Here is a 25901-nt window from a genome sequence, read left to right on the forward strand (position 1 = left end):
TAAACTCGCCACATTACGTGATCTGCATCACTGTACTGTTATGGTTCACAAGTCGACCGCGATGGTTAGATTGCTAGCGAGTAACCGAGTGTGAGTAGGTGAGCATCACATGTTCTCGTCTCCCGAGGCCGGCGCATGCCGGGTTCTGCCCGTGCACGCGGCAGGCCCCGCAGGTTCCGTTTCCCCCGTCGATGCCGAGCCGGCCATCGGTGACGTCATCGTCACCACTCATCGTGTGACCTACAGCGACCGCCTGAAGGTCTTCATCGGCCCGCACGAGGACGTGGACAGCTTTTTGCGCCCGTTGCGCCGGATGGACGGCCATCAGCGCTACGCGCTCGATCTGACCGTGCTGCCCGAACCGGTGCCCGCCACCGAGGTCACCACCACGGTGAGTTCGGCGCGCGGCGATCTCGCCCTCGGCTGCGCCGGGTCGGCGGATGCGATGACGCTGCAGCTCCGGATCCGGGTCGATCACGTCACCCGCCGTTTCACCCTGGGCCTACCGGGCGGACGGCTCGGTCTGCCGACGGTGTACCTCCCGCACGGCGACGAGGACACCTACGTCTACCCCGAAGAGGTGTTCACCGCCGACAGCGCGGTGGAGATCTTCCGCGACTTCTTCCACAGCGGTGCGGTGCCGTCCCGGTTGCAGCAGCGCGAGATCCTCGACTGAGCGCGCTTCGCTCGCCGCGCGGGCATGCTCGACGGTAGCTACGCTGGTCAGCACGGTCACCATGCTTCGACAGTGATCGTGGAGAGGCCGGTACGTGATGCGCGATCTGCTCGGACAGATGCTCGAACTGCTCCCCGCTCGACCTGTCGCGCTGGCCAGGATCGTCGACCGAACCGGTGCGGGTCCGCGGGAAACCGGGGCCGCGATGGTGGTGACCAGCGAAGGACGAGTTCTCGGCTCACTGTCCGGCGGCTGCGTCGAATCGGCGGTGCTGCACACCGCCCACCAGGTACTTCTCGACGGCCAGGCATGTCTCGAACGTTTCGCCGCCGCCGATGAACTCACCGTAGGCCTCCCCTGCGGCGGCGAGATCGAGGTCTTCGTCGAACGCCTCGACCACACCGACCTTCGGCTGTTGAGCGCCCTGCACGCCGCACTCGAGGCTCGCCACCCGGTCGCCTACGCCACCACCTTCGAGTCTGCCCCCGACCGAAAACTTCTGCACCCCGGCGATTCCCACCCGTGGCGCGGCCTCGACCAGGACGCCGCTGCGCTGCTCACCGCGGGCCACAACGGCCTCATCGGCGCCCAGGACTGCACCCCCGCCCAAGCCGAGCGCCCCCGCACCTTCGTCCAGGTCTTCCACTCCCCCGCCCGCATGATCTTGGCCGGCGCCAACGACTACACCCGCGCTCTGACCGTCACCGCGGCGAACCTCGGCTACCACGTCACCGTCGTAGACGCCCGCGAAACCTTCACCACCCCAGCCCGTTTCCCCGCGGCCGACGAGGTGGTGGTCGACTGGCCCCACCGCTACCTGGAAGCCGAACAGGCCGCGGGCCGCATCGACGCCCGCACGGTCGTCTGCGTCCTCACCCACGACCCCAAATTCGACGTCCCCCTCTTGGCTTCGGCGCTACGCCTACCAACAGTCGGCTTCATCGGCGCCCTCGGTTCCCGCCGAGCCCACACCGACCGCACCACCCGCCTGCACGAAGCAGGCCTCACCGCCGCTGAAACAGCCCGCGTCCGAAGCCCTCTCGGCCTGGATATCGCCGCCCACACCCCCGAGGAAACCGCCATCTCCATCCTCGCCCAGATCCTGGCCGACCGCGGAAACGCCACCACCCGAGCCCTGTCAGACCTGGACGGCCCGATCCACCGCTGATCGACCTAGGGACGGCTCAGTTCGGCGGTCCACACCCAGCACGAATCCAGCCTCGGCATGGCGACTTGCGCAGACGCAACCGCGATTCGACGCCAGGACCGACAAAAGCGCCGCTCCGGTCCGGGGACCGAAGCGGCGCCTCGGGATGGACGGCTAAGCCGCGACTTGTTCTGGGCGAAGGGTTTTCATCGGGGGGCGGTCTTCGAGGGAGACCGTGGTGGTGTGGGCGATGAATTCGCCTTCTATCAAGGGGAATTGGGTGAGGGGTGCGCCGGAGTCGGGGACGCCGGTGCGGCGCAGGGCGGTGCCGAGGATTTGGCGGCTCATGACGCCGAGGTCGGAGAGTGGGCGGTTGCGGTGGGTGCGCACGCCCAGGTTCACCTGGGTGATGGCGTCAAGGCCCATCGTGTCGTAGGTGTCGAGGAGGAGGCCGATCTCGACGCCGTAGCCGGGGGCGAAGGGGACCGAGGTGAGCAGTTCTCGGGTGCCCGCGTATTCGCCGCCGAGCGGCTGGAGGACCTGGGCCAGTTCGGGGCGAAGGGCGGCCAGCAAGGGGCGCGCGACGAGTTCGGTGACGCGGCCGCCACCGTTGGCGTCAACCGACTCACCCTGGCGCAGCGGGCGGCGGTAATAGGCCTTGGACAGGTGCGTGCCCTGCATCATCAGCAACGGGCCGAGGAGCTTGGGCACGAAGTCGGGGTCGGGGTCGATCAGGTCGGAGTCGACGAAGGCGATCAGGTCGCCGGTGGTGACTGCCAGCGAACGCCACAGCACCTCGCCCTTGCCGGGGACCGGCTCGAGTTCGGGGACGGCTTCCTCGCGGGAGATCACCTCGGCGCCTGCCGCGCGGGCGCGGGCGGCGGTGGCGTCGGTGGACCCGGAGTCGAGCACGATCAGTTCGTCGACGAGCGTGCCGAGCAGCGGCCGGATACTGGCCACGACGTCGGCGACGGTGTCCTGTTCGTTCAGCGCGGGCAGCACCACCGAAACGGTGCGGCCCGCCTTGGCGGCGACGAGTTCGCCGACCGTCCAGTCAGGGGTGTCCCATGTATGGGTAGTGGCCCAGGCGGGCTCGCGGTGTTGGATTTTCATGCCAGACCTCGCAGAGTTCGTGCGGGGGGCCGGATGCCCTGGATCGCGGCGATCATGTCCACGACCCGACGGGTTTCGGCGACTTCGTGAACCCGGAAGATCCGAGCGCCGCCTGCGGCCGCCCATGCGGTTGCCGCCAATGTGCCCTCGACCCTTTCGGTAAGACCTACCCCTAGAGTCTCCCCGATAAAATCCTTGTTGCTCAGTGCCATCAGCACTGGCCATCCGGTTTTTACAAGATCGTCGATTCCGCGCAACAACTCGAGCCCGTGATAGGTGTTCTTCCCGAAATCATGGGTGGGATCGATCACGATCCCATCGGCTCGCACACCCGCGGCCGCGGCATTCTCGGCCGCGGCGACGACCGTTGCCGTCACCTCGGCCACCACATCGGCGTACCGAACCCGGTGCGGACGGGTGCGTGGCACGGCGCCGCCGGTGTGGCTGCAGACGATACCCGCGCCCGTGTCGGCGGCGACGTGCACGAGGTCCGGGTCGGCACCGGCCCAGGTGTCGTTGATCAGGTCGGCACCCACCGCGACGGCCGCCCGCGCGACCTCCCCACGCCAGGTGTCCACACTGATCAACAGGTCCGGGTACTTCGCCCGAATCGCCGCGACGAACGGCACCACCCGCTGCGTTTCCTCGGCCGCGTCCACGGTGACACCCGGCCCCGCCTTCACCCCGCCGATGTCGACCAGATCGGCACCTTCGTCGACCGCACGCGACACCCGTTCCATCGCGGCCTCGTCACTGAACGTGGCACCACGGTCATAGAACGAGTCCGGCGTGCGATTCACGATCGCCATCACCAACGCGCGATCGGTCGCCACCGCGCGCCCACAGAAAGTCTTCATACGTATTCAGACATTACGGTGGCTACCTCGGAGCTTTACCGGCGGCAACGTCGTCGGCGTACTCGGCGTACGCGGGGATGTAGCCATCTGTCGGACCGGACAGCACATACAGCTGACCATCGGCATCCGGCGCGTAGCCCTGCTTGCGCAATTCCACCTTGCGGCTCTTGAACGTCGAGGTCTGTTCCAGCTCGGCGACCACACGCACGTACAACGGGACCGCGTACTGCGGCAGTCGCTCGTAGGCGGTCGCCGCCAGAGCTTTTCCATCGAACGAGGTGTCGGCGGCCAGCGTGATCGCCGCCATGCCCGCTTTGCCGTCGGTGCCGGGAATGTCGACGCCGTAGACAACGGCCTGATCGACGCTCGCGTCGTGCCCGAGCGCGCCTTCGACCTCCGTGGTCGCCACGTTCTCGCCCTTCCATCGGAAGGTGTCGCCGAGTCGGTCGACGAAGGCGATGTGCCAGAAATGCTGATCGCGGACCAGGTCGCCGGTGTCGAACCAGCAGTCGCCCTTCTTGAAGCCGTCACGCACCAGCTTCGATTCCGAGGCCTTCTTGTCGGTGTACCCGTCGAACGGCTGACGGTCGTTCACCTTCGCCAGCAGCAGCCCGACCCCGCCGGTGGGCACCTTGCGCAGTTTCCCGTTGCGACCGCGTCGAGCCTGGCCGGTCTCGTCGTCGTACTCGACGACCGCGTACGGCAGTGGGCACAGGCCGGCGGTGCGGTCGACTCCGAACGCGTTGACGAACGCCAGCGGCGCCTCGCTCGACCCGTAGAACTCGACCACCCGGCCGATCCCGAACCGGCGCCGGAACTCGTCCCACAGTTCGGGCCGCAGCCCGTTGCCGACAGCCAGCCGAACCCGGTTGCCCGCCTCGCCGGACCGCACCGGCTGGTTGATCAGGTACCGGCACAGCTCACCGATGTAGATGAACGCGGTGGCCCGCTCGCGCGCGATCTCGTCCCAGAATCCCGAGGCCGAGAACTTGCGGCTGAGCACGTAGGTCGATTCGCCGGCGAGCACCGCCGACAGCGCGACCGTGAGCGCGTTGTTGTGATAGAGCGGCAGGCAGCAGTACAGGGCGTCGTCGGCGCGCAACCGGACGCCGAGCCCGCCGAGCCCGGACATGCTCTTGGTCCAGCGCTGGTGGGTCATCACGCTGGCCTTGGGCATGCCGGTGGTGCCGGAGGTGAAGATCAGGAACGCCCGCTCCCCCGCCAGCACCTGCTCGCAGACGGCAGGGTCGGAATCGGCTGCGGTGCGGGCGGATTCGGCCAGCTCCTCGGCGGTGAGCACATTCTCCGCGGGCTCGGGCAGCGAGTCCAGCGCCTCCGCGCACTCCTCACCGACGACATTGAGCACGCTGTCGAGCAGACCGATGCTGTGGGCGAGCACCTGATCGCGCTGGTTGTAGTTGAGCAGACCCACCGTGGCGCCGAGCTTGAGCACCGCCAGCACCGTGAACAGGGTCTCGGGCCGGTTGGTCATCAGCACACCGACCACGTCACCGCGAACGACCCCGCGCGCGGAAAGCACTGCGGCGTACCGGTTCACCTCGCTGTTGGCGGCGCGGTAGGTGTAGGAGCGGGTTTCGAAACGCAGGAACACCCGGTCGGGCCTGCGGTGCGCGACCCGCTGGAAGTACAGTCCGATGGAGGCTTTGTCCTTGGGCCCCACCAGCATTCCGCGCGCGTTGCGCAGCATGCCGGGGGCGTCGAGAGCCATGCCGGGCAGGGCTTTGGCCAGGTCGAACACACTTACCGTGTTGCGGGCGTCATTGCTCACGTCGATCTCTCCTACTGTGCGGGCGCGGCCGGTTCCAGCGCGGCGAACGCGGCGGGCAGGTCGGCGGCCACGATGAGGCGCTCACGTGCCCGCCTCGGCACGATTGTGCGCGCGGACAGTTCATCGATCCAGTGGAACAGGCCGTCGTAGAAGCCGTCGGCGTTCAGCAGCACAACGGGTTTGGTGTGTTCGCCGAGGTAACCGCCGGTCCAGGTCTCGAACAGTTCCTCGAGCGTCCCGATGCCGCCGGGCAGGGTGAGGAACCCGTCGGCGCGCTCTTCCATCAGCTGTTTGCGCTGGCGCATGGTGTCGGTGACGAGCAGTTCGTCGGCGTCGACGTCGGCGACTTCCTTGTGCACCAGGTGTTTCGGGATCACGCCGATGGTGTGCGCGCCACCCGCCCTGGCAGCGGTGGCGACGGCGCCCATCATCGACACGTGGCCGCCACCGGAGACCAATTGCCAACCACGCCGGGCGATTTCGGTACCGACGCGCGCGGCGAGGCTGATCAGGTCGGGTTCAGTGGTGCTGGCGGAGCAGTAGACACAAACGGAGTAGCTCACCATTGGTCCTCGGTGCCGAGACGCTCGATATCAGCATGTGCCCCGGTTTCACCCTGGATGATCCGCACGACCTCGTCGACGCTGTCGGTGACCTGGATCAGGTCGAGGTCCTCGGGTGAGATCTTGCCCGAGCCGGCCAAAGAGCCGCGCATCCAGTCGACCAGGCCCGACCAGTACTCGGTGCCGAACAGGATGATCGGGAACCGGGTGATCTTGCGGGTCTGCACCAGGGTGAGCGCCTCGAACAGTTCGTCGAGGGTGCCGAAGCCACCGGGCAGGCAGACGAAGGCCTGCGAGTACTTCACGAACATCGTCTTGCGGACGAAGAAGTACCGGAAGTTGATCCCCAGATCGACCCACTCGTTGAGCCCCTGCTCGAACGGCAGCTCGATCCCGAGCCCGATCGAGTAGCCGTCCGCCTCCGAGCACCCACGGTTGGCCGCTTCCATCGCGCCGGGCCCGCCGCCGGTGATCACCGCGAAACCGGCCTCGGCCAGCGCGCTGCCGATCGCCGCGCCCGCCACGTACTCGGGATGGTCGGGGCCCGTGCGCGCCGAGCCGAACACTGTTACCGCGGGCGGGATCTCCGCGAGCGCACCGAAACCCTCGACGAACTCGGCCTGGATCCGCAGCACCCGCCACGGATCGGTGTGCACCCACTCGCTGTCCTGCCGCGTATCGAGCAGGTTCCGGTCGGCGGTCCGCGCACCGGGCTTGCGGTCCCGCCGGAACATCACCGGCCCACGGAACTTCGGTTTGGCCTTCCCAACCTGTTCATCAGCGGAATCGGTAGACATGCCCCCAACCTACTGTGTTGGATTCCGGGGACGGGCGCGCACTTGGTGGATCGATCGGCCACGGCCGCCGCGGCGCACTCGATCGAACCGAAGGATTTTGCCGATGCCCACTGCAGTTCCGTTGCGTTCCGGTCGCCGTGCCGGCGTGCTCGTCGCCCTGGCCGGTGCGCTGACCGCCGCGTTCGTCTTCGCGCCGCGCCTGCTGGCGAACCGGACGGGTGCCGATTTTCGCGGCGAGAGCGATCTCGGGCAAGCGTTCCGCGAGGCCTTCGTCGACTATTGGCATTCCGGGACCCAAGAATTCACCGTTGAACTGGCGAATATCGTCGACTACTGGTTCCGGTATCACCTCGCGAAAGCAGTGCTCGCCACGCTCCTGACAGTCGTGCTCGTCATGCTCGCGGTGCTGCTCTGGCGGGCGTTCATGGCCGCGGGCGGAACCGGGCTCGGCACCCGGGTGGCTCTCGCGACGTCCGGCGGCGTGGCCACCGTACTCGCGCTGTGCGCGCTGGTGCTGGTGCTCGCCAACGCGCAGGGCACGGTGACCCCTTTCGCCTCGCTGCTGCCGATGGCGACAGGCGATGACTCCGCCGAGGTCCGCGCCGAGATCGGCCACAGGTTGGCCGACGGCACCCGGATACCGCCACTGGATGTGATGATCGACGACTTCGCTCGGTATCACCTCGCGATGGCCGTACTCGCCGCCGTCACGGCAGTTTCCCTGCTCGGAGTGTGCGCATTGCTGTGGCGCACCCGCGTCCGGTCCCCCGACCGCCGCTCCCGCCGAGTGCTCGCTTCGTTCGGCACCCTCTCGGCACTGCTGGCGCTCTTGCTGATCGTTGTCGCTGTCGCGAACACCACCAACGCGTCCGACCCGGTCTCCGGCCTGGCCGCCCTCTTCGCCGGCGGTTGGTAGGCGCGACAGCGAAGATCTACGGCTTGGACAGGTAGGTCCGCAGCATCGCGGTGACGGCGGTGATCTGGTGCAGCGGGACGTGTTCGTCGCGTTTGTGGGCGAGGTTGGGGTCGCCGGGGCCGAAGTTGACGGCGGGGATGCCGCGGGCGGCGAAACGGGAGACGTCGGTCCAGCCGTACTTGGCGCGCACGCCGCCCCCACCGTGGGCGTTGACCGAATCGATGAGGGTGCGGGCGGCGGGGGCGGTCAGGCCGGGCAGCGCGCCGGGTGAGGAGTCGGTGACTTCGAAGGCGACGTCGAGGCCGTCGAAGACCTCGCGAACATGCGCGATGGCCTGCTCGACACCGCGGTCGGGAGCGAAACGGAAGTTCACATCCACCTCGGCGACATCGGGCACCACATTGCCCGCGACCCCACCCGAGACCCGCACCGCCGACAGGCCCTCGCGATACACGCACCCGTCGATATCGACCTCACGCGCCCGGTACGCCGACAACCGCGCCAGCACGGGAGCCAGACCATGAATCGCGTTCTCGCCCAACCACGCTCGCGCCGAATGCGCACGCACACCGGAGGTGGTCAAGCGCACCCGCAACGTGCCCTGACAGCCCGCCTCGATCCAACCTGCCGAGGGTTCACCGAGAATGGCCAGATCACCTTCCAGCCAATCCGGTAGTTCGCGCTCGATATGCCCGAGTCCGTTGAACTCGGCGGCGATCTCCTCACCGTCGTAGAAGATCAGCGTCAAATCGTGGGCCGGCTCGGCGATTGTCGCGGCCAGGTGCAGAAATACCGCATCGCCGGACTTCATATCGACTGTGCCACAACCGAACAGCACCGCTTCACCGTCGACTTCGGCCGGTCGGCTCGGCACATTGTCAGCGATCGGCACCGTATCCAGATGCCCCGCCAGAATCACTCGCGTCGGCAGGCCGCGCCGGGTCCGTGCCAGCACCACATTGCCGTGGCGCACCACTTCGAACCCGGTGGTCTGCTCCCGTAACGCCTGCTCGACCAGATCCGCGATCCCGGCCTCGTCGCGCGAAACACTCGGCACGTCGACGAGGGCGGCGGTCAGCTGAATGGGGTCGGCGCGCAAATCGAGAGTCACATCTCGACAGTAGTACGGGCGAGCCCTCGGTCCCCGGATACCGGCCACGTGGTCGATCGCACAGGGCCCGCGGCACAGCGCGCGGGCCGGAACAGGCAAAATAGTGGCCGTGAGTATTCAGGGAGCAACTGCAGTCGGTATTGCCAATGTGACCTCGGACGGGACCGTCCTCGATACCTGGTTCCCCAGCCCCGAGCTGGGTGAGTTCACCGAGACCGGCTCCCAGCGCCTCGACGCCGCCGATGTGGGCGAGTTCGCCGAGCTCCTCGGGGCGGACGCGGCGCGTGGCGTCGAGGTCGTCGCGGTGCGCACCACGATCGCGGACCTGTCGGCCGCCCCGGTCGACGCGCACGACGTGTACCTGCGCCTGCACCTGCTCTCACACCGTCTCGTGCAGCCGCACGGCCTGAGCCTGGACGGCCAGTTCGGCCTGCTCAGCAATGTGGTGTGGACCAACCACGGCCCGTGCGCGGTGGACGGCTTCGAGCAGACCCGCCTCAAGCTGCGCGCCCGCGGTCCGGTGACGGTGCTCAGCGTCGACAAGTTCCCCCGTCTGGTCGACTACGTGGTGCCCGCCGGTGTGCGCATCGGTGACGCCGACCGGGTCCGCCTCGGCGCGCACCTCGCCGCGGGTACCACCGTCATGCACGAGGGCTTTGTCAATTTCAACGCGGGCACGCTCGGCAACTCGATGGTCGAGGGTCGCATCTCGGCGGGCGTCGTGGTCGGCGACGGTTCCGATGTGGGCGGCGGCGCCTCCATCATGGGCACGCTGTCCGGCGGTGGCACGCAGGTCATCTCGGTCGGCGAGCGTTCGCTGCTCGGCGCCAACTCCGGGGTCGGCATCTCGCTCGGCAACGACTGCGTGATCGAGGCGGGCCTCTACGTCACCGCTGGCACCAAGGTCACCGGACCCGACGGCGCCGTCGTCAAGGCCGCGACCCTGTCGGGTCAGGACAACCTGCTGTTCCGCCGCAATTCCACCTCCGGCGCCGTGGAGGTCGTCGCGTGCAAGGGCACCGGCGTGGAACTCAACGCCGCACTGCACGCCAACGATTGAAATGTTGCGAATTCTCGACGGCAGGTCTTGAAGTGTCGCGGTAGTTTATGTTTTCGTTACTTTCCGTACGCGGTCCCGATCGGGGACGGCGAATGCGGAGGGATTAACGAAGAATGAAGTTCGGAAAGATCACTGCTGCTGTATTCATGGCCGTCGCCGCGGTGGGGATCACCGCGGCGACGGCACACGGTTCGCCCGCCGTCGCCACCGAGCAGTCCGTGGCGGCTCTGAACGGCGTGACGGTTTCGCCGGTGGACAAGACCATCACCTGGGCCGTCGACGGCGGCAAGTTCGAGATCGCCGCCGACGGCGCCGCGGTGCTGCTCAAGAGCGCCGACGGTGCCACGGTGGACCAGGTGTCGCTGCGTCAGGAGATCGCGGGCCTGCCGATCGCGGTCACCCCCGAGATCAGCCAGGACGGTCGCAGCGTCAAGCTGGCCGCGTCGATGGCGCCACAGGATTCCGCGAAGCTGAGCAATGTCGCGGAACTGAAGGACATCAGCGCCTACGACCGCTTCATGTACCAGACCCAGAAGAACCTGCCCGGCATCGTCATCGGTGGCCTCCTCGGCACGCTCTTCCCGTTCCTGTGGCTGGTCACCATCCCCGCCGGCATGTTCCTCGGCGGTTACGTGATGGGCGGCGAGGAGTTCCGCGAAGCCGTCGTCGCGTACCTGACCGGCCAGCCCTGATCCGACCTCGCACACGAAGCCCCGCACTCCCCGGAGTGCGGGGCTTTCGCGTTGTGCCGCGCCGACAATTCCGGCGACAGCCACAATTCAGCAAATATTGCGGTTTCATGACGACAAACCCGAATGCGCGACAAGCAATTCTGCACGCCAACGTGGATGGCTACAAAAGAAATAACGATGGGCGGGCAGGAATTCCTGGATGCCGTGATCGCTTTCGCGACCGGCCAGCCCTGATCCGACCTCGCGACAAGGAAAGGCCTCGTACTTCCACGGAGTACGAGGCCTTTCAGCTGTGAGGCACATCACCGTCACAGCCGTGCGTCGAGCGCCATCCCATGGTCGAACGCACAACCCATGGCAGGAGGCACTGATGGACATCGTGGTGATCGGGGCAGGGTACGCCGGGACTCTCGCAGCGAATCGGCTGCGCAAGAAGGCCCCTGACACGCACATCACCGTGGTCAATCCGCGGGATGACTTCATCGAACGGGTGCGACTGCACGAGCAGATCGCGGGCAGCGGAACCGCGGCCCGCCCGCTCGCCGAGATGCTCGCCGACGGGATCGCGCTCGAGACCGCGAGCGTGGACAAGATCGGCGACGGGACCATCACTCTCGACTGCGGTCGCAACCTGGACTTCGACTATGCGGTTCTCGCGACGGGCAGCATCGCGGACCCGCTTCCCGGTGCGATCCCGATCGGTACCTGGGAAGGGGCCGAGCAGGCACGGACCGCGCTCGATGGCCTGGCCGCGGGCGGGATCGTCACGGTGATCGGTGGGGGTCTCACCGGGATCGAGACCGCGGCCGAACTCGCCGAAGCCCGCCCCGACCTGCGCGTGCGCCTGGTGAGCGATATCGTCGCAGGCTCGCTGTCCGCCGGTGCGCAACAGCATGTGCGCCGCACGCTCGACCGATTGACCGTGGACATCGTGGCCGATCAAGTCGTCGAGATCAACCGGAAAACCCTACGGTTGCGCTCGGGCACCGAACTCGATTCCGACCTCACCCTCTGGGCGATCTTCTCCGCTGTACCCGACCTCGCCGCCCGCAGCGGACTGGCCGTGGACGTCGACGGCAGGGCTCTGGTCGACGCCACGCTGCGTAGTACGACCGATCCCCGGGTCTTCGCGGTCGGTGACTGTGCGGCGGTGCCCGGCATGCGGATGGCCTGCGCCACCGCGGCACCCCAGGGCGCGCATGCGGCCGATACGCTGGCGCGGATGATCAGAGGACAGGAGCCACGGCCCTTTTCGCTGGGTTACGCCGGGCAAGTGATGAGCCTGGGAAGGCACGGCGGGCTGTACCAGACCACCAACCGCGCAGATGTGCCCTATCGGCTGTTCCTCAGCGGACCGATCGCGGCGTTCGTCAAAGAACGTGTGTGCCGCTTCGCCGCCAACGCCTCCCGCACCGGCAGCACCGTCTGGTTGCGGGGTCCGAAGCGGTGACTCACGAGACGGCGATCGAGAACACCTTCACCGAGAACCGGCGGCTGCTGTTCTCGATCGCCTACGAGATCCTCGGCTCGGTGGTCGACACCGAGGACGTCCTACACGACAGCTACCTGCGCTGGCGCGGAGTCGATCTCGCGCTGATCGACAATCCGCGCGCCTACCTCGCCCAGATCGTCACGCGGCAGGCGCTCGGCGTGCTGCGGTCGGCCGCGCGCAGACGCGAGGAGTACATCGGGCAGTGGCTGCCCGAGCCCTTGGCCACCGAGGCCGAGGGCGGGGTCGAGCACGTGCTGACCGGCGAGGCCGTGACCACCGCGATGCTGCTGGTACTGGAAACGCTCACCCCGGTGCAGCGGGCGGTGTTCGTGCTGCGCGAGGTGTTCGCGTTCGACTACCCGGAGATCGCGGCGGCGGTGGACAAATCGGAAGCTGCTGTGCGGCAGTTGAACCAGCGTGCCCGCACCCGGGTGCACGCGGCACGCCCCACCGCCGTCGCCACTCCGGCCGAGGCCCAGTCGGTGGCCGAGAAGTTCGGGATCGCGGCCGCCACCGGCAATGTGCAGGCACTCATGGATGTGCTCGCTCCCGAGGTGGTGTTCCTCGGTGACGGTGGCGGTGTGGTGAACACGGTGCGCAGGCCCGTGTACGGCCAGGACAAGGTGGCCCGGCTGGTCATCGGGTTGCTCGCCAAGGGGCAGCGGCTCGGCGTCCTTGGCGCGCACCTCGGCATCTACAACGCGATGCCCTCGATCCTGGCGACCGTCGACGGCGTACTCGACCAACTGACCTCCGTCGAGGTCACCAACGGTCGGGTCACCGCGATCTACTCCATGCGCAACCCCGAAAAGCTCAGTGCTGTGCGGGTGCCGGACTGAGGCCGTGCCCGCCTCGGCGGTGCCGTGGATCTCGGGGTAGCGCACCAGCTCACCGGCGCGATAGGCTGGCCACAATATACGGCACCGTATAACTGGAGGTCAGACATGACACTTCCCCCTGGTCAACGGGCAATTGACGGCTTCCCGCGTTTCGGCACACATCTTCATCACCCACCGCCGCCGATTCCCGCCGACCCGACGATCGAGGTCCGCGGGGAACTGACGCAACCGTTCACTCTCACCATGATGGACCTCGCCCAGCTACCGCGCGTGGAGGTGAAGGCCGACTTCCACTGCGTGGCAGGCTGGTCCGCCACCGACCTGCGGTGGGAGGGCATCCCGTTCGCCACGTTCTATCGCACGCGCGTGGAACCGCTTCTCGCGCCGGGTGTCTCGATCAGCCACGTCGTTTTCGAAGGTCTCGACGGGTATCAGTCGATCGCGTTGCTCGAGGACGCGCTGGCCGACGATGTGCTCATCGCCGACCGGCTCGACGGGCAACCGCTCACCAGCGACCACGGCGCCCCGATTCGGCTGGTGAGTCCCGGCCAGTACGGGTTCGTCAACACGAAACACCTGTGCCGCATCGAATTCCACGCCGCGCAGCCCGCGGACCCGGACAGGTGGTCACCGCTCGCGGCGCACCGCAGGGCGCGCGTGTGGGAGGAAGAACGTCATCGCTACCTGCCGGGACGCGTGGTGCGACCGATCTACCACGCGTTGATCGGGCCGATTCGACGGATGAGCGCTCGTGGGAGCAGCGCACCCAAGGCGTAGATCATGCTGCTGGACAGTCTGATTCGATGAACGGGCGAGTGCAGAACGCGCCGGTCGCACGTCAGGCCAGGAGCTTCTTCTGCACCTTACCCATCGCATTGCGGGGCAGTGTGTCGACGAAGCGGATCTCGCGCGGCCGTTTGTGGGCCGAAAGCTGTTCGCCTACATGGGAAGTCAGATCGGCAGCGAGCGCGTCGGAGCTTCCGTCGCGCGCGACGACGAAGGCAACGATCCGCTGGCCGAGATCGTCATCCGGCAGGCCGACGACGGCGACCTCCGCGACCGCCGGGTGTCCGAGCAGCGCGGTTTCGATCTCCCCCGCGCCGATGCGGTAGCCGCCGGATTTGATGAGGTCGATCGACTCGCGCCCGACGATCCGATGGAACCCGTCGGCATCGATGACGGCGACGTCACCGGTGCGGAACCACCCGTCCTCGGTCCAGTCCCGCGCGGTGGCGTCGGGCCGATTCAGGTACCCGCCGAACAGCATCGGCCCACGGACCTGCAGGCCACCGATGCTCGCACCGTCGTGTGCGACGGGCTCGCCCGCCTCGTCGCGCAGCCTGGTCGCCACCCCGCGCACCGGTGTGCCGACCCAGCCCGGCCTGCGCTCACCGTCGGCCCGGGTGGACAGCGTGATCATGGTTTCGCTCATCCCGTACCGCTCCACCGGCGCCTGCCCGGTGAGCTCGACCAGCTTCTCGAATACCGGTACCGGCAAGGGCGCACTGCCCGAAACCAGCAGCCGCGCCTTGCCCAGTTCCTTTGCCAACTCCGGCTTTTCGACGATGCGCGACCAGACCGTCGGCACCCCGAAATAGAGGCTGCCGCCCGCCGCCGCGTACGCCTCCGGTGTCGGCTTACCGGTGTGGATCACCGGACTACCGACCCGCAACGGCCCGAGCAGACCGAGGATCAGTCCGTGCACGTGGAACAGCGGAAGCCCGTGCACGAGTGTGTCTTTCCACGTCCACGCCCACGCCTCGGCCAGCGCGTCGAGTCCGGCGGCGATCGCGCCGCGACTGAGCATCACGCCCTTCGGCGCGCCGGTGGTTCCCGAGGTGTAGAGGATGAAAGCGATGGCGGCAGGATCTGGTTCGGGATAGGTGTGCCACGAACGCGCGTGCAGCCGCACCGGTACCACCGGCAGATCCGTGCCGTCCGGCGCGGGCCCGAGCCAGGCCTGCGCACCCGAATCGCGCAGAATGTGCTCGCGTTCGGCGGCACCCGAGTCCGGCGGCACCGGAACCACGGTCACCCCGGCGATCAAGCAGCCGACCACGGCGATCACGGTGCGCAGGGTCGGTTCGGCCAGCACAGCGACGCGGTCTGCGCGGGCGATACGTTCGGCGACCGATGTTGCCGAACCCAGTAGATCACTGCGCGACACGGTGGCATCATCGATGGTGACGGCGTCGGGAATGTCATCCCCGGCGGCGACGGCGGCCTGATTCAGCGAAGTGAGCAGCAGCGGCGGACCATAGGGCATCCGTCAACGCTAACGCGACGATGTTCGGCGCGAGTCAGCGCCGGTCCGTTGACACCCCGTCGGCATGATGAGACATTAAACATATAACTCTCTCACGCTCTCTTCGATGAAAACGGGGTCAACGATGACCATCCTGTCGCGCTCGCGTTCGCAGCTGTCCGAACCGGCACAGTTCGACATCCGTGACTACATCGACGGTGCCGCCGCCTTCTACGGCGCGACCGCCAATGTCATCATGCAGCTCAGCCTGGCCCCCGTCGGCTACGGCGTCGCGGAATCGACCGTGCGCAGCGGCAGCATCATGGTGCACCCAGTGAAACGCACCCGAACCACGCTCACCTACCTGTCAGTGGCACTGATGGGCACCGACGCCGACCGCGCGGCCTATCGCACCGCCGTCAACGGCGCGCACCGCCACGTCCACTCCACCGCCGACAGCCCCGTGAAATACAACGCCTTCGACAAGAACCTGCAGCTGTGGGTGGCGGCGTGCCTGTACTGGGGTTCGGTCGACGTGATGAATCGCCTCCACGGTCCTGTCGACGACACCACCGCCGACACCTTCTACGACTACTCCCACTACCTCGGCACCACCCTCCAGGTGCCGCGCGAGATGTGGCCCGCCGACCGCGCCGCCTTCGACGCCTACTGGACCGAGCACTTGTCGCGCACCAGCGTCGACCCCACGATCAAGGCCTACTTCGACAGGCTGCTCGACCTGAAAATGGTCAGCCCGCTGCTGCGCCTGCTCCTGGCCGGCTTCCACCGCTGGTTCACCACCGGCCTACTCCCCCAACATCTCCGAGACGAACTCGGCCTCGCCTGGACCCCCACCGACGAACGTCGCCTGAACCGCCTGATGCGGACCACCGGCGAGATCACCGGCCGCATGCCCCGCGTGATCCGCAACTTCCCCTTCAACGTGACGCTCGCCGACATGCGCCGCCGCCACCGCCGAGGCAAGCCACTGATCTGATCGGCGTCACCGCGCGCCTCACCCGCCGACCTCCGGCATTCGGGTTTCATTCCCCCGATCGCAAGTGCCGTCGTACGGAATCGGAGGACGCTCGTGAGCATTCGAACAGTGACATGGTGTGTGGCGGCGGCCGTTGTCGGCCTCATGGCGGCCGCGCCTGCCGCCAACGCCGACGAGGACCCGACGACGGTGCCACCACGAACCGCCATGTCGCTGCGGATGCCGGGCGGATTCGCCTGGGGCACAGCCAACGAGCACGAATCGCGGTCGGCGCTGTCGATGTCCAAGCTCTACATCGTCGACTACGCGCTCCGCCACGGCGACGGGTCGCCGGCGGACCGCGCGCTGTCGGAACGGATGATCCGGGACTCCGACGACGGCGCCGCCACCCAACTGGCAGGCAAATATCCGCAAGCGATCGAAGCGACCGCGAGCGAATACGGGCTGCGCGAGACCCACGGCACCGCCGACTGGGGCCGGTCGAGCACCAGCACCGCCGACATCACCGACTTCCTGGCCGCCAAGCAGCGCACCGACGCCGGTTCGCCGATCTTCGAGTGGATGGCGGGCGCGAGCAACACCGCCACCGACGGCACTCCTCAGAACTGGGGCACCGCCCAGCTGCCCGGCGTGCAGGGCAGCAAGTGGGGATGGTCCGATACGGGCGCCCCCGAGGTGGCTTCCGCGTCCTTCGGACCCGGCTTCTCGGTCGCCGCGCACACCTACGGCACCCCGGCAGACCAGTCCGCGGATGTGCTCGACGCCCTGCCCGCGCTGATCCTGCGCCTGGCCGGCGCGTACTGATCCGGTTTATGGTGCGCCCACGTCAGAAGGGGGCGAGCTGCCACCAGTTGTCGCGGGTCTCCTCGAAGGAACGGCCCGGCCACGCGACCTCGACCACCGAGTCCTCGCTGAACACATTGCCGCGTTCCCTGGCCGCCAGCGTGAACGGGGCGGCGGGGTCGCGGGGGCGGTAGGCGGCGAGGCTGGTGTGGTGCAGCTCGCGCGTGCTGTCCTCGGTGGTGTGCCGCAGGAGATAGGCATCGGCATCGGCGGCGTTCGGGAACTCGGTGTACCAGGCGACGAGTCCGTCAGCGTCGGTACAGGTGATCTGCCGCAGCGGCGCCGGGTCGCCCGGCAGCACCACCAGCGACGGGGTCGCCGAACAACTCGCTCCCCGCCAGCCGCGCCCGGTCGGACCCGACGGGATCAAGTCGGTGAATCCGGCGGCCACCGATCCGTGCGCGCCCCAGGTGGGCGGCGGCGGAACACGATTGGGCCGCAGGAACTTCCAGTAGATGGCACCGACGCCGACCACCCCGACCCCGGCAACCATCGCCAGGACGAGCAGACTCACCGCGAGCACCCGCCAGCGCGACGAGACCGCCCGCTGAGATCGTTGCTCGGCCTGCTCTCGGCCGAGTGGAACCCGCCGTCCACCGTCGTGTGTGACCGGCCTGGGAGCGGAGTACGAGGAGGGTGAACTGACGAGGGTCGGGTTCGACGCGCTCGCCTCGAAGTTCGCCGGCGCCTGGGCGGATGGCCGCAGCGCCTCGGCGAAACCGCTGGCCGCACCGCCGAATTCGACGCCGGGCCGTTCGACGTTCGCGACGGTCAGTGCTGCCATCGCAGCGCGCGCGAATTCCTCACAGCTGTCGAATCTTTCGGCCGGATCTTTCGCCATCGCCCTGGCGATCACACCGTCGATCGCCGACGGCAAGGCATTGATCACCGCGGAGGCACGTGGCACGGGCTTGGTCAGATGTGCGGCAACCACCGCGCCGGGATTGTCCGCGGGGAAGGGGCTTTCGCCGGTGAGCAGCGTGAACAAGGTGCAGGCCAGCGAGTACTGATCCGAGCGGTGGTCGACCGGGGCGCCCGAGAGTTGTTCGGGCGACGCGTAGGCGAGAGTGGCGAGGAAGGCACCGGTGCGGGTGAGCTGGCGGGCGTCGCCGCGTAGTCGGGCGATGCCGAAGTCGGTGAGCACGGCCCGGTCGCCGGAGCGGGTGGGGGCGAGCAAGATGTTGGCGGGCTTCACATCTCGATGCAAGACGCCGCGATCGTGGGCGTAGTCCAGCGCTTCGGCGGTTTGGGCGATGATGCTGACCGCGCGTGCGGGATTCAGCGGCTCGCGGCGGAAGACGGAGGCGTCGGTGCCGTCGACATACTGCATGGAGATCCACATCAGGCCGTCTTCGACCCCGCGATCGAGCACCGACACGATGGCGGGATGATCCAGGTGCGCCGACACATCGGCCTCGCGCTCGAATCGACCGCGCACCTCATGATCCGAAGACAGTTCGCGATTCAGCAGTTTCAGCGCGACCCGGCGCGGCAGCCGCGGATGCGCCGCCAGATAGACAGTGCCCATTCCGCCTCGACCGAGCAGCCGGTCGATCCGATACCCCGCGAAGACCGTGCCCGCTTCGAACTCCACCCCGTGCATTCGTTGCAAGCCTTTCGATCCCGTGTCGCGCCGACCGCCTGACCCTAACCGGCGCGGGCGCGCCGCGTTCGTCGGTATCGGCCGACCCCGGGCACGCTCGCGCCCCGGGGTGCGGACAGCTCAGGAGAGGCGTTCGACAGCCTGGGCGATGCGCTCGTCGGTGGCGGTGAGGGCGATGCGCACGTGTTCAGGCGAACGGGGGCCGTAGAAATCGCCTGGGGCGGCTAGGATTCCGCGATCGGCGAGCCAGTCGAGGGTGACGCGGCACGGTTCACCACGGGTAACCCACAGGTACAGACCGGCTTCGGAGAAATCGATCCGGAAACCGGCCTGCTGCAAGGCGTTTCGGAGGATCTCGCGGCGGCTGCGGTAACGCTCACGCTGCTGCGCCTCGTGCACGTCGTCGTTGAGCGCGGCGGTCATCGCGGCCTGGATCGGGAACGGCACCATCATGCCGGAGTGTTTGCGCACTTCCAGCAGTTCGGCCACCAGTTCCGGGTCACCGGCGACGAATCCGGCGCGGTAGCTGGCCAGGTTCGAGGTCTTCGACAGGGAGTGGATGGCGAGCAGACCGGTGTGGTCGCCGTCGCAGACGCGCGGGTCGAGGATCGAGACGGCCTCACCCTCCCAGGTCAGGCCCAGGTAGCACTCGTCGGAGGCGACGATCGCGCCGCGCTCGCGGGCGAACGCGACCACCTTGCGCAGGTGCTCGATCGGCAGCACCTTGCCGGTGGGGTTCGACGGCGAGTTCACGAAGATCAGCGCCGGGTTCTGCGGGCCGATCTTGGTGAGACCGTCCGCGCGCCAAGGCTTCGCACCCGCCAGCAGCGCGCCGACCTCATAGGTGGGGTAGGCGATCTCGGGAATCACCACCAGATCGCCGGAGCCGACGCCGAGCAGCCGCGGCAGCCCGGCGATGAGCTCTTTCGTGCCGATCACCGGCAGCACCGCAGCCGGGTCGACAACGGTGACGCCGAACCGACGCGCCAGCGCCGCGACAACGGCGGCGCGCAGCTCAGGGGTGCCGTGCGTGGTCGGATAGCCGGGTACAGCCGCCACCGAGCCAAGGGCCGCCTGGATCAGCGGGTCGACCGGGTCCACCGGCGTACCGACGGACAGGTCGACGAGGCCGCCGGGATGAGCGGCCGCCTTCTGCTTGACCGCGGCGATGGTGTCCCAGGGAAAATCAGGCAGCCGACTGCTCACCCGGCCACGCGTGGGCACCCCTGCGCTCACTCTTCGGCCATCGGGGGCAGCGCCTTGATGAAGGCGGGGTCGTAATCGACCACACCGACCTTGGTCGCGCCGCCGGGGGATCCCAGCTCGTTGAAGAAGTCGACGTTGGCGTTGATGTAACCGCTCCACTGGTCCGGAGTGTCGTCCTCGTAGAAGATCGCCTCCACGGGGCAGACCGGCTCACACGCACCACAGTCCACGCACTCGTCGGGTTGGATGTAGAGCATGCGACCGCCCTCGTAGATGCAATCCACGGGGCATTCCTCGATGCACGCCTTGTCCTTCACGTCAACGCACGGTTCAGCGATGATGTACGGCACTGCCGTTCTCCTAGTCTGTCCTCACCTGCGGGGTAACTCCGCCCACGAAACACTATCCCGACCGCCCACATTACTCCCAGGTCAGCCTGCCCTAACTCATAGTGACGATCACCCGATCGACAACGGTAATGGGACCGCTTTCGATTCGACCTCGCCGTAGACGGTGGTTCGTTCGCGGACCGGTCGGTTGATGCCCGCGGCGATCTCGGTCAACTCGGCGACGGTCTTGGCGGAGCCGTGTTGGGAGCCGGCCATGCGGGAGATGGTTTCCTCCATCAGGGTGCCGCCGAGGTCGTTGGCGCCGCCGGTGAGCATGGCCTGGGTGCCGAGGGTACCCAGTTTCACCCAGCTGGTCTGGATGTTGTGGATGCGGCCGTGCAGCATGATGCGGGCCAGCGCGTGGACCGCGCGGTTGTCGCGGTTGGTCGGGCCGGGTCGGGCCGCTCCCGCCAGGTACAGCGGCGCGCTCTGGTGGACGAACGGCAGCGGGACGAATTCGGTGAAGCCGCCGGTCTCGTCCTGGATACCGCGCAGCACCCGCAGGTGACCGACCCAGTGCTTCGGGTTGTCCACATGGCCGTACATCATCGTCGAACTCGACGGGATGCCCAGTTTGTGGGCGGTCGTGATGACCTCGATCCACGCCGACGTGGGGAGCTTGCCCTTGGTGAGCACCCAGCGGACCTCGTCGTCGAGGATTTCGGCGGCCGTGCCGGGGATCGAGCCCAAGCCGGCCTCCTTCAGCGCCGAAAGCCAGTCGTGAATGCTCTGGCCGCCGCGCGAGGCGCCGTTGACGATCTCCATCGGGCTGAACGCGTGGACGTGCATCGACGGGACGCGCGCCTTGATGGCGCGGACCAGGTCGGCGTAGCCGGTGACGGGGAGTTCGGGGTCGATGCCGCCCTGCATGCAGATCTCGGTGGCACCGTCGACGTGGGCTTCCCACGCACGATCGGCGACCTCGTCGGTGCTGAGGGTGAAGGCGTCGGCGTCGCCCTTGCGCTGGGCGAAGGCACAGAAGCGACAGCCCGTGTAGCAGATATTGGTGAAGTTGATATTCCGGTTCACCACGTAGGTGACCTCGTCACCGGAGACCTCGCGCCGCAGCGAATCAGCGAGTGCCGCAACAGCTTCCATATTGGCACCGTCGGCGGTGGCCAGGGCGAGATACTGGTCGTCGGTGAGTCCCGCCGGGTCCTTCTCGGCGGCACGCAGGGCATCGAGTACCTCGGAATCGAGCCGCTCGGGTGCGACGACGGCCAGGTCGCGCGCGTGTTCGCGAATCGTCTCCCAGTCACCGAACGCGCCGACGACTTCCTGACCGAGCCCGGAATCGCTGCGGCTGTCGGTGTTGCGGCCCTCGGTGTCGATGGCGGTGTTCAGGTCGACGCGGCCGACCGAATCCCACGACTCGTCGGGCTCCTGCCACGGCAGGCCGACCGGCATGGCATCCGGCCTGGCCAGCCCGGTCGCGGGATCGGTGAGCGCGTCGACATGCGCGCCGATGCGCGGATCGATCCAAGGATGGCCAGCGCGAACGTATTTCGGGTGCGCGGAGGTGCGTTCGACCAGGGTGAACCCGGCCGCCTCGGTGATCTCGCGCAGGGTATCCAGGTTCGGCCACGGCCGTTCGGGGTTGACGTGGTCGACCGTCACCGGCGACACCCCACCCCAGTCGTCGATGCCCGCGTCGATCAATGCCCGGCATTCACTGTGCGACACCAGGTTCGGCGGCGCCTGCACCGGAACGTCAGGGCCGAGCAGCAATCTCGTCACCGCGACGGTCGCCAGGAACTCCGCGACGCCCGCGTCGGGAACATCGCGCATGGCGGTGTCGTCCTTGGCCCGGAAGTTCTGCACGATCACTTCCTGGATGTGCCCGAATTCCCGGTGCTGCTTGCGAATCGCCATGATCGACTCGGCGCGCTCGGTGAGATTCTCGCCGATACCGACCAGGATGCCGGTGGTGTAGGGCACCGAGAGCCTGCCCGCGTCGGTGATCGAACGCAGCCGGACGGCGGGATCCTTGTCGGGGCTGCCGTAATGGCATTCGCCCTTGTCGGTGAACAGCCTGGTGGCGGTGGTTTCGAGCATCATGCCCATGGACTGCGCGACCGGCTTGAGGCGCGAGATCTCGTTCCAGCTCATCACGCCGGGGTTCAGGTGCGGCAGCAGGCCGGTCTCCTCGAGCACGAGGATGGAGACGGCGCGCAGGTAGTCGAGAGTGGAGTCGTAGCCGCGTTCGTCGAGCCACTGCGCGGCCTCGGGCCAGCGGTCCTCCGGCCGGTCACCGAGGGTGAACAGCGCTTCCTTACAACCAAGCGCCGCGCCCTGACGCGCGATCTCGAGGACCTCGTCGGGTTCGAGGAACATGCCACTGCCCTCGGCGCGCAGCTTGCCGGGCACCGTGACGAACGTGCAGTAGTGACACTTGTCCCGGCAGAGCTTGGTGAGCGGGATGAACACATTGCGCGAATAGCTGATCGTGGCTGGGCGGCCCGCCGATTCCAGTCCGGCATCACGGACCCTGGCCGCGCTGGCACACAGGTCGACGAGGTCGTCGCCGGTGGCGTGCAGCAGGACGGTGGCCTCGTCGACGTTCAACGTGACGCCGTCGCGGGCCCGGCGCAAGGCCCGGCGCATCGCGGCAGGACTCGGCGGCGGCAGCGGAACGCTCGGCTTCGGAAGATCGGTCACCCCGTCGATCATGCGCTACTTCTCTCCCGGACGTGTGGTCGGCTGCTCACGGGCCCGCTGCGGGCGCGGCGAGGTCGTCCTTGTTCGACGACAACCTCGGGCGTGACCCCGCATATTCCCGACAGGGTGAACTCGTCGGACGGGCATGGAACCATGGGCAGCATGTCGTTGCCGCGCTCCACCATCCTGGCCGAACCGGCCTGGCGTCCGAGTTCCAAGGCCAAGCTGCTGTGGGCGTTGGAGAACGCGATCGGGGTGGTCGTGTTGCTCGTCGCGGTCGCGGTGTGGGCGATGGTCGACGAAGACCGTCGTGAGTGGCAGGTGCTCGCCGTGCTGGTGATCGTGGCGCTCGGGGTGCTCGGCATCGTGGTGATTCCGGCGTGGCGCTACGCGGTGCATCGATGGGAGGTCACCGATGAGGCTGTGTACACGCGGGTGGGGTGGCTTGATCAGGAGTCGCGGGTCGCGCCGATCTCGCGGGTGCAGACCGTGGATACCGAGCGCGGGCCGCTGGAACGGATACTCGGATTGGCCACGGTCACGGTGACCACCGCGTCGTCGGCGGGGGCGGTGAAGATCAGCGCGCTCGACCTGCCGGTGGCCGAGGAGACGGTGCTGCGGTTGACCGCGATCGCCGCGCAGCACCGTGGAGACGCGACGTGACCCAGCCCGTCGAATGGCAGCGCCTCGACCCGCGCATGCTGCTGGTGTATCCGGTCACCGAGATCATGAAATACATTCCGGTGCTGCTGGGTTCGATCATCGTCGGAACCACCAGTGGCAATCCGCTGTGGAGTCTGATCCCGGTCGTGCTCGTCGCGGCGTTCGGTGTCGCGCGGTGGTTCACCACGTCGTATCGGATCGATGCCGATCACGTGCAGTTGCGCAGTGGAATCGTGGCGCGTCGGACGTTGTCGGTGCCGCGACCGCGAATTCGGTCGGTGGACGTGGAAGCTGATCTGCTGCACCGGGTTCTGGGGTTGGCGGTGCTGGCGATCGGCACCGGCAAGCAGACCGACAAGAGTGACGAATTCAAGCTCGACGCCCTCGACACGAGTCAGATTCCCGCCTTGCGCGCCGAATTGCTCTCACACACCGGACAACACGCGCCATCGCACGTCGACAGCGTTGCGGTGCCGCATGTTTCGCCACCTGGCGCGCTCGGCGAATCCGGCGTGGAGATCGGGCACTGGCGGGCGGCGTGGGTGCGGTACGCGCCGTTGTCGCTGACCGGGCTGGCTGTCGTCGCACCGATCGCGGGGCTCGGCGCGCAGTACGGATTCATCGACGTGGTGTCGAAAAGCGCTGTCGTGCGCGGCCTCGACGACGACACCGCGGTCATCGTCGTGATCGTCATCGCCTCCTTGACCCTGCTGACGCTGCTGCTGGTGAATCTCGCCGCGTGCGCGCAGTACCTCGCCACCTGGTACGGCCTGCGGGTGCTCGACAACGGCACCACCCTGCACCTGCGCCACGGCCTGTTCACCACCCGCCAGATCACCCTCGACCTGACCCGCTTCCGCGGCGCCACACTCAACGAACCGCTCCTGCTGCGCGCCGCCAGCGCCGCCCAGCTGGAAATGATCATGACCGGCGAGAACCCCCGCCAGAAGATCCTCCCCCAGGCCCCGCGCACCGCCGTCGAACGCACCCTCGACGAACTCCTACGCACCCGCCGCCGACCCGACGCTCCCGCCCCGACCGACACGGCACCGGACACCGCCTGGTCACCAACCGAGCGAACACCCCCGCTGACATCGCAATCCGTCGCGGCAGCCCGGACGGAACCCACGCCCACATCGAGCCGCGTCACAGTTCCACTCACCAAATCCGACGCCGCGACGAGCGCTGCTCCGCCAAGCGAGCCGGTCACCGCAGATTCACCCGCACCGCAACCGATTACGGGCGCAACACTGGGCACCATCGCGCTGCATCTACACGGCCCCGCCGCCCGTCGCCGCCGCTACACCCGCGCCGCTTGGCCGGTCGGTGGCGTCATCGTGGCCATGCTCGCCATCACGCTCGCGGGCGGTCACCTACCACTGTGGACCTGGACCTTCCCGGTGGTCTTCGCCGTGGTCATGGCCGCACTCGCCGAAGACCGCTACCGAGGCCTCGGCCACCGGGTGCTGCCCGGCACCACCGGCCCGACCTGGCTCATCACCCGCCGTGGCAGCCTCGACCGCAATCGCGACTGCCTCGAAGCGCCCGGCATCATCGGCTGGACCGTGGGTCAGACCTTCTGGCAACGCCGCGCCGGACTCGCCACTGTCGTCGCGGCCACCGCGGCGGGGAAGAAGGCCTATCTCGTGGTCGATATCCCGATCGATCAGGCGGCCGCCCTGATCGAGGAAGTGACACCGGGCCGCCTCGGCACCCGCTCAGTGCACAGCGCGCCGCGACAGCAGACGACAGTTACCGGCTGACGTTCGAGCGGTAGTACAGGTATCCCGCGGGCGCGAGCACACCGCAGGCGAACAGCAGCAGGGTGCGACCGTCGCTGGCGAGCATGACGTCGCCGCCGGGCCCGCGGGAGGCGCACACCAGGAATCCGAACACCCACACCACGATCGGGGCGAAGGTGAAGCCGATCCGGTCGGTCACCGATTCCATGCCGTAGACCAGGGCGATATTGATCGGGGCGGCCAGCAACGCCACCGCCGGAAAGGCCAGTGAGCCGATATACGTGGGCAGGAACAGCACTTCGACGGCCAGGGTGATCAGCGCGTCGACGAACAGCAGCACGACGATGAGGCCCGAGATCAGCGGATCCGGCAGGCCCGGGATGCGCGAGGACCGCAACACGGCGGTGGGCTGATCATGATCGGTCACCATGGGCGTGAGTCTATTCGGCCGGGCCGGACTGCCGCGCCGCCCCGCGCCCGGTTGAGCGTCAGCTGATCCGCGA

General features: G+C 67.8%; 24 protein-coding genes. 12 read left to right on the top strand and 12 right to left on the bottom strand.

What is annotated here, in order from left to right:
- Positions 1 to 109: 109 nt before the first annotated feature.
- Both ACLJPD_RS04820 and ACLJPD_RS04825 read left to right on the top strand, forming a co-directional pair.
- Positions 110 to 676, top strand: a complete 567-nt coding sequence (locus tag ACLJPD_RS04820; RefSeq protein ID WP_410870498.1) for a hypothetical protein — start codon at positions 110 to 112, stop codon at positions 674 to 676.
- A 97-nt stretch (positions 677 to 773) separates the two neighbouring features.
- Positions 774 to 1844 carry an XdhC family protein gene (locus tag ACLJPD_RS04825; RefSeq protein WP_410871931.1) on the top strand — a complete coding sequence of 357 codons (1071 nt, stop codon included), beginning with the start codon at positions 774 to 776 and terminating at the stop codon, positions 1842 to 1844.
- 153 nt (positions 1845 to 1997) lie between these two features.
- Here the strand turns inward: ACLJPD_RS04825 and ACLJPD_RS04830 are convergent, their stop codons facing one another.
- From ACLJPD_RS04830 to ACLJPD_RS04850, 5 genes are read right to left on the bottom strand one after another with little or no spacing between them, the layout of a single operon-like run.
- A complete protein-coding gene (locus ACLJPD_RS04830) occupies positions 1998 to 2936 on the bottom strand; it encodes a glucosyl-3-phosphoglycerate synthase (RefSeq protein WP_410870499.1) in 939 nt (312 codons plus the stop codon).
- Positions 2933 to 3793, bottom strand: coding sequence for a dihydropteroate synthase (gene folP / locus ACLJPD_RS04835; protein ID WP_410870500.1), 861 nt, complete (start codon positions 3791 to 3793; stop codon positions 2933 to 2935). The genes ACLJPD_RS04830 and folP overlap by 4 nt, the downstream gene beginning before the upstream one ends.
- A gap of 22 nt (positions 3794 to 3815) precedes the next feature.
- Positions 3816 to 5582, bottom strand: a complete 1767-nt coding sequence (locus ACLJPD_RS04840; protein ID WP_410870501.1) for a long-chain-acyl-CoA synthetase — start codon at positions 5580 to 5582, stop codon at positions 3816 to 3818.
- A gap of 11 nt (positions 5583 to 5593) precedes the next feature.
- Positions 5594 to 6148, bottom strand: a complete 555-nt coding sequence (locus ACLJPD_RS04845; RefSeq protein ID WP_410870502.1) for a TIGR00730 family Rossman fold protein — start codon at positions 6146 to 6148, stop codon at positions 5594 to 5596.
- Complete coding sequence (locus tag ACLJPD_RS04850; protein ID WP_410870503.1) at positions 6142 to 6942, bottom strand: TIGR00730 family Rossman fold protein; 801 nt, start codon at positions 6940 to 6942, stop codon at positions 6142 to 6144. Before ACLJPD_RS04850 ends, ACLJPD_RS04845 begins: the two co-directional genes overlap by 7 nt.
- Positions 6943 to 7045: 103 nt before the next feature.
- On the opposite strand from ACLJPD_RS04850, the gene ACLJPD_RS04855 reads away from it, so the two are divergent.
- The gene (locus ACLJPD_RS04855; protein WP_410870504.1) at positions 7046 to 7858 is read left to right on the top strand and encodes a hypothetical protein; all 813 of its coding nucleotides are present in this window, start codon (positions 7046 to 7048) and stop codon (positions 7856 to 7858) included.
- Between the two features lie 16 nt (positions 7859 to 7874).
- On the opposite strand, the gene dapE is transcribed toward ACLJPD_RS04855, so the two are convergent.
- The gene (gene dapE / locus ACLJPD_RS04860; RefSeq protein ID WP_410870505.1) at positions 7875 to 8969 is read right to left on the bottom strand and encodes a succinyl-diaminopimelate desuccinylase; all 1095 of its coding nucleotides are present in this window, start codon (positions 8967 to 8969) and stop codon (positions 7875 to 7877) included.
- A gap of 109 nt (positions 8970 to 9078) precedes the next feature.
- Between dapE and dapD the strand changes: the two genes are divergently transcribed.
- The 5 genes from dapD (at position 9079) to ACLJPD_RS04885 (ending at position 13829) form a co-directional block, all read left to right on the top strand.
- Complete coding sequence (gene dapD, locus ACLJPD_RS04865) at positions 9079 to 10029, top strand: 2,3,4,5-tetrahydropyridine-2,6-dicarboxylate N-succinyltransferase (RefSeq protein ID WP_410870506.1); 951 nt, start codon at positions 9079 to 9081, stop codon at positions 10027 to 10029.
- A 113-nt stretch (positions 10030 to 10142) separates the two neighbouring features.
- Positions 10143 to 10721 (top strand): hypothetical protein, encoded by a 579-nt coding sequence (locus ACLJPD_RS04870; protein WP_410870507.1) that lies wholly within the window; start codon positions 10143 to 10145, stop codon positions 10719 to 10721.
- 370 nt (positions 10722 to 11091) lie between these two features.
- Positions 11092 to 12171: an NAD(P)/FAD-dependent oxidoreductase gene (locus ACLJPD_RS04875; protein ID WP_410870508.1), complete on the top strand. Its 1080-nt coding sequence runs from the start codon at positions 11092 to 11094 to the stop codon at positions 12169 to 12171.
- Positions 12168 to 13052 (top strand): RNA polymerase sigma factor SigJ, encoded by an 885-nt coding sequence (gene sigJ, locus ACLJPD_RS04880; RefSeq protein WP_410870509.1) that lies wholly within the window; start codon positions 12168 to 12170, stop codon positions 13050 to 13052. Before ACLJPD_RS04875 ends, sigJ begins: the two co-directional genes overlap by 4 nt.
- Before the next feature lie 105 nt (positions 13053 to 13157).
- A complete protein-coding gene (locus tag ACLJPD_RS04885) occupies positions 13158 to 13829 on the top strand; it encodes a molybdopterin-dependent oxidoreductase (protein ID WP_410870510.1) in 672 nt (223 codons plus the stop codon).
- A gap of 61 nt (positions 13830 to 13890) precedes the next feature.
- Here ACLJPD_RS04885 and ACLJPD_RS04890 read toward each other — a convergent pair whose 3' ends face one another.
- Complete coding sequence (locus ACLJPD_RS04890; protein ID WP_410870511.1) at positions 13891 to 15318, bottom strand: acyl-CoA synthetase; 1428 nt, start codon at positions 15316 to 15318, stop codon at positions 13891 to 13893.
- Between the two features lie 124 nt (positions 15319 to 15442).
- Here ACLJPD_RS04890 and ACLJPD_RS04895 point away from each other — a divergent pair, with 124 nt between their 5' ends.
- Both ACLJPD_RS04895 and ACLJPD_RS04900 read left to right on the top strand, forming a co-directional pair.
- Complete coding sequence (locus ACLJPD_RS04895) at positions 15443 to 16294, top strand: oxygenase MpaB family protein (protein ID WP_410870512.1); 852 nt, start codon at positions 15443 to 15445, stop codon at positions 16292 to 16294.
- Between the two features lie 93 nt (positions 16295 to 16387).
- Positions 16388 to 17098, top strand: coding sequence for a hypothetical protein (locus ACLJPD_RS04900; protein WP_410870513.1), 711 nt, complete (start codon positions 16388 to 16390; stop codon positions 17096 to 17098).
- Positions 17099 to 17120: 22 nt separating this feature from the next.
- Here the strand turns inward: ACLJPD_RS04900 and ACLJPD_RS04905 are convergent, their stop codons facing one another.
- The 4 genes from ACLJPD_RS04905 to ACLJPD_RS04920 all read right to left on the bottom strand — a co-directional run bounded on the left by ACLJPD_RS04905 (position 17121) and on the right by ACLJPD_RS04920 (position 23005).
- Positions 17121 to 18740, bottom strand: a complete 1620-nt coding sequence (locus ACLJPD_RS04905) for a protein kinase domain-containing protein (protein ID WP_410870514.1) — start codon at positions 18738 to 18740, stop codon at positions 17121 to 17123.
- 120 nt (positions 18741 to 18860) lie between these two features.
- Positions 18861 to 19964, bottom strand: a complete 1104-nt coding sequence (dapC, locus tag ACLJPD_RS04910; protein ID WP_410870515.1) for a succinyldiaminopimelate transaminase — start codon at positions 19962 to 19964, stop codon at positions 18861 to 18863.
- An 8-nt stretch (positions 19965 to 19972) separates the two neighbouring features.
- Positions 19973 to 20296 (bottom strand): ferredoxin, encoded by a 324-nt coding sequence (gene fdxA / locus ACLJPD_RS04915; RefSeq protein WP_378907566.1) that lies wholly within the window; start codon positions 20294 to 20296, stop codon positions 19973 to 19975.
- 108 nt (positions 20297 to 20404) lie between these two features.
- Positions 20405 to 23005, bottom strand: coding sequence for a bifunctional FO biosynthesis protein CofGH (locus ACLJPD_RS04920; RefSeq protein ID WP_410870516.1), 2601 nt, complete (start codon positions 23003 to 23005; stop codon positions 20405 to 20407).
- Positions 23006 to 23155: 150 nt separating this feature from the next.
- Between ACLJPD_RS04920 and ACLJPD_RS04925 the strand changes: the two genes are divergently transcribed.
- Both ACLJPD_RS04925 and ACLJPD_RS04930 read left to right on the top strand, forming a co-directional pair.
- Positions 23156 to 23656: a PH domain-containing protein gene (locus ACLJPD_RS04925; protein WP_410870517.1), complete on the top strand. Its 501-nt coding sequence runs from the start codon at positions 23156 to 23158 to the stop codon at positions 23654 to 23656.
- Between the two features lie 35 nt (positions 23657 to 23691).
- Positions 23692 to 25419 (top strand): PH domain-containing protein, encoded by a 1728-nt coding sequence (locus ACLJPD_RS04930; protein WP_410871932.1) that lies wholly within the window; start codon positions 23692 to 23694, stop codon positions 25417 to 25419.
- Here the strand turns inward: ACLJPD_RS04930 and ACLJPD_RS04935 are convergent.
- Positions 25409 to 25828: a hypothetical protein gene (locus tag ACLJPD_RS04935; RefSeq protein WP_410870518.1), complete on the bottom strand. Its 420-nt coding sequence runs from the start codon at positions 25826 to 25828 to the stop codon at positions 25409 to 25411. The two genes, ACLJPD_RS04930 and ACLJPD_RS04935, sit on opposite strands and share 11 nt — an antisense overlap.
- Positions 25829 to 25901 lie beyond the last annotated feature (73 nt).

Origin of the sequence: Nocardia sp. A7, assembly GCF_046549215.1 — a bacterium.
Taxonomy (GTDB): Bacteria; Actinomycetota; Actinomycetes; order Mycobacteriales; family Mycobacteriaceae; genus Nocardia.

Coding starts and splice junctions, on each gene's coding strand:
- ACLJPD_RS04820 (WP_410870498.1), top strand. CDS start 110: ATGTTCTCGTCTCCCGAGGCCGGCGCATGCCGGGTTCTGCCCGTGCAC.
- ACLJPD_RS04825 (WP_410871931.1), top strand. CDS start 774: ATGCGCGATCTGCTCGGACAGATGCTCGAACTGCTCCCCGCTCGACCT.
- ACLJPD_RS04830 (WP_410870499.1), bottom strand. CDS start 2,936: ATGAAAATCCAACACCGCGAGCCCGCCTGGGCCACTACCCATACATGG.
- folP (WP_410870500.1), bottom strand. CDS start 3,793: ATGAAGACTTTCTGTGGGCGCGCGGTGGCGACCGATCGCGCGTTGGTG.
- ACLJPD_RS04845 (WP_410870502.1), bottom strand. CDS start 6,148: ATGGTGAGCTACTCCGTTTGTGTCTACTGCTCCGCCAGCACCACTGAA.
- ACLJPD_RS04850 (WP_410870503.1), bottom strand. CDS start 6,942: ATGTCTACCGATTCCGCTGATGAACAGGTTGGGAAGGCCAAACCGAAG.
- ACLJPD_RS04855 (WP_410870504.1), top strand. CDS start 7,046: ATGCCCACTGCAGTTCCGTTGCGTTCCGGTCGCCGTGCCGGCGTGCTC.
- ACLJPD_RS04870 (WP_410870507.1), top strand. CDS start 10,143: ATGAAGTTCGGAAAGATCACTGCTGCTGTATTCATGGCCGTCGCCGCG.
- ACLJPD_RS04875 (WP_410870508.1), top strand. CDS start 11,092: ATGGACATCGTGGTGATCGGGGCAGGGTACGCCGGGACTCTCGCAGCG.
- ACLJPD_RS04885 (WP_410870510.1), top strand. CDS start 13,158: ATGACACTTCCCCCTGGTCAACGGGCAATTGACGGCTTCCCGCGTTTC.
- ACLJPD_RS04890 (WP_410870511.1), bottom strand. CDS start 15,318: ATGCCCTATGGTCCGCCGCTGCTGCTCACTTCGCTGAATCAGGCCGCC.
- ACLJPD_RS04895 (WP_410870512.1), top strand. CDS start 15,443: ATGACCATCCTGTCGCGCTCGCGTTCGCAGCTGTCCGAACCGGCACAG.
- ACLJPD_RS04905 (WP_410870514.1), bottom strand. CDS start 18,740: ATGCACGGGGTGGAGTTCGAAGCGGGCACGGTCTTCGCGGGGTATCGG.
- ACLJPD_RS04920 (WP_410870516.1), bottom strand. CDS start 23,005: ATGATCGACGGGGTGACCGATCTTCCGAAGCCGAGCGTTCCGCTGCCG.
- ACLJPD_RS04925 (WP_410870517.1), top strand. CDS start 23,156: ATGTCGTTGCCGCGCTCCACCATCCTGGCCGAACCGGCCTGGCGTCCG.
- ACLJPD_RS04930 (WP_410871932.1), top strand. CDS start 23,692: ATGCTGCTGGTGTATCCGGTCACCGAGATCATGAAATACATTCCGGTG.
- ACLJPD_RS04935 (WP_410870518.1), bottom strand. CDS start 25,828: ATGGTGACCGATCATGATCAGCCCACCGCCGTGTTGCGGTCCTCGCGC.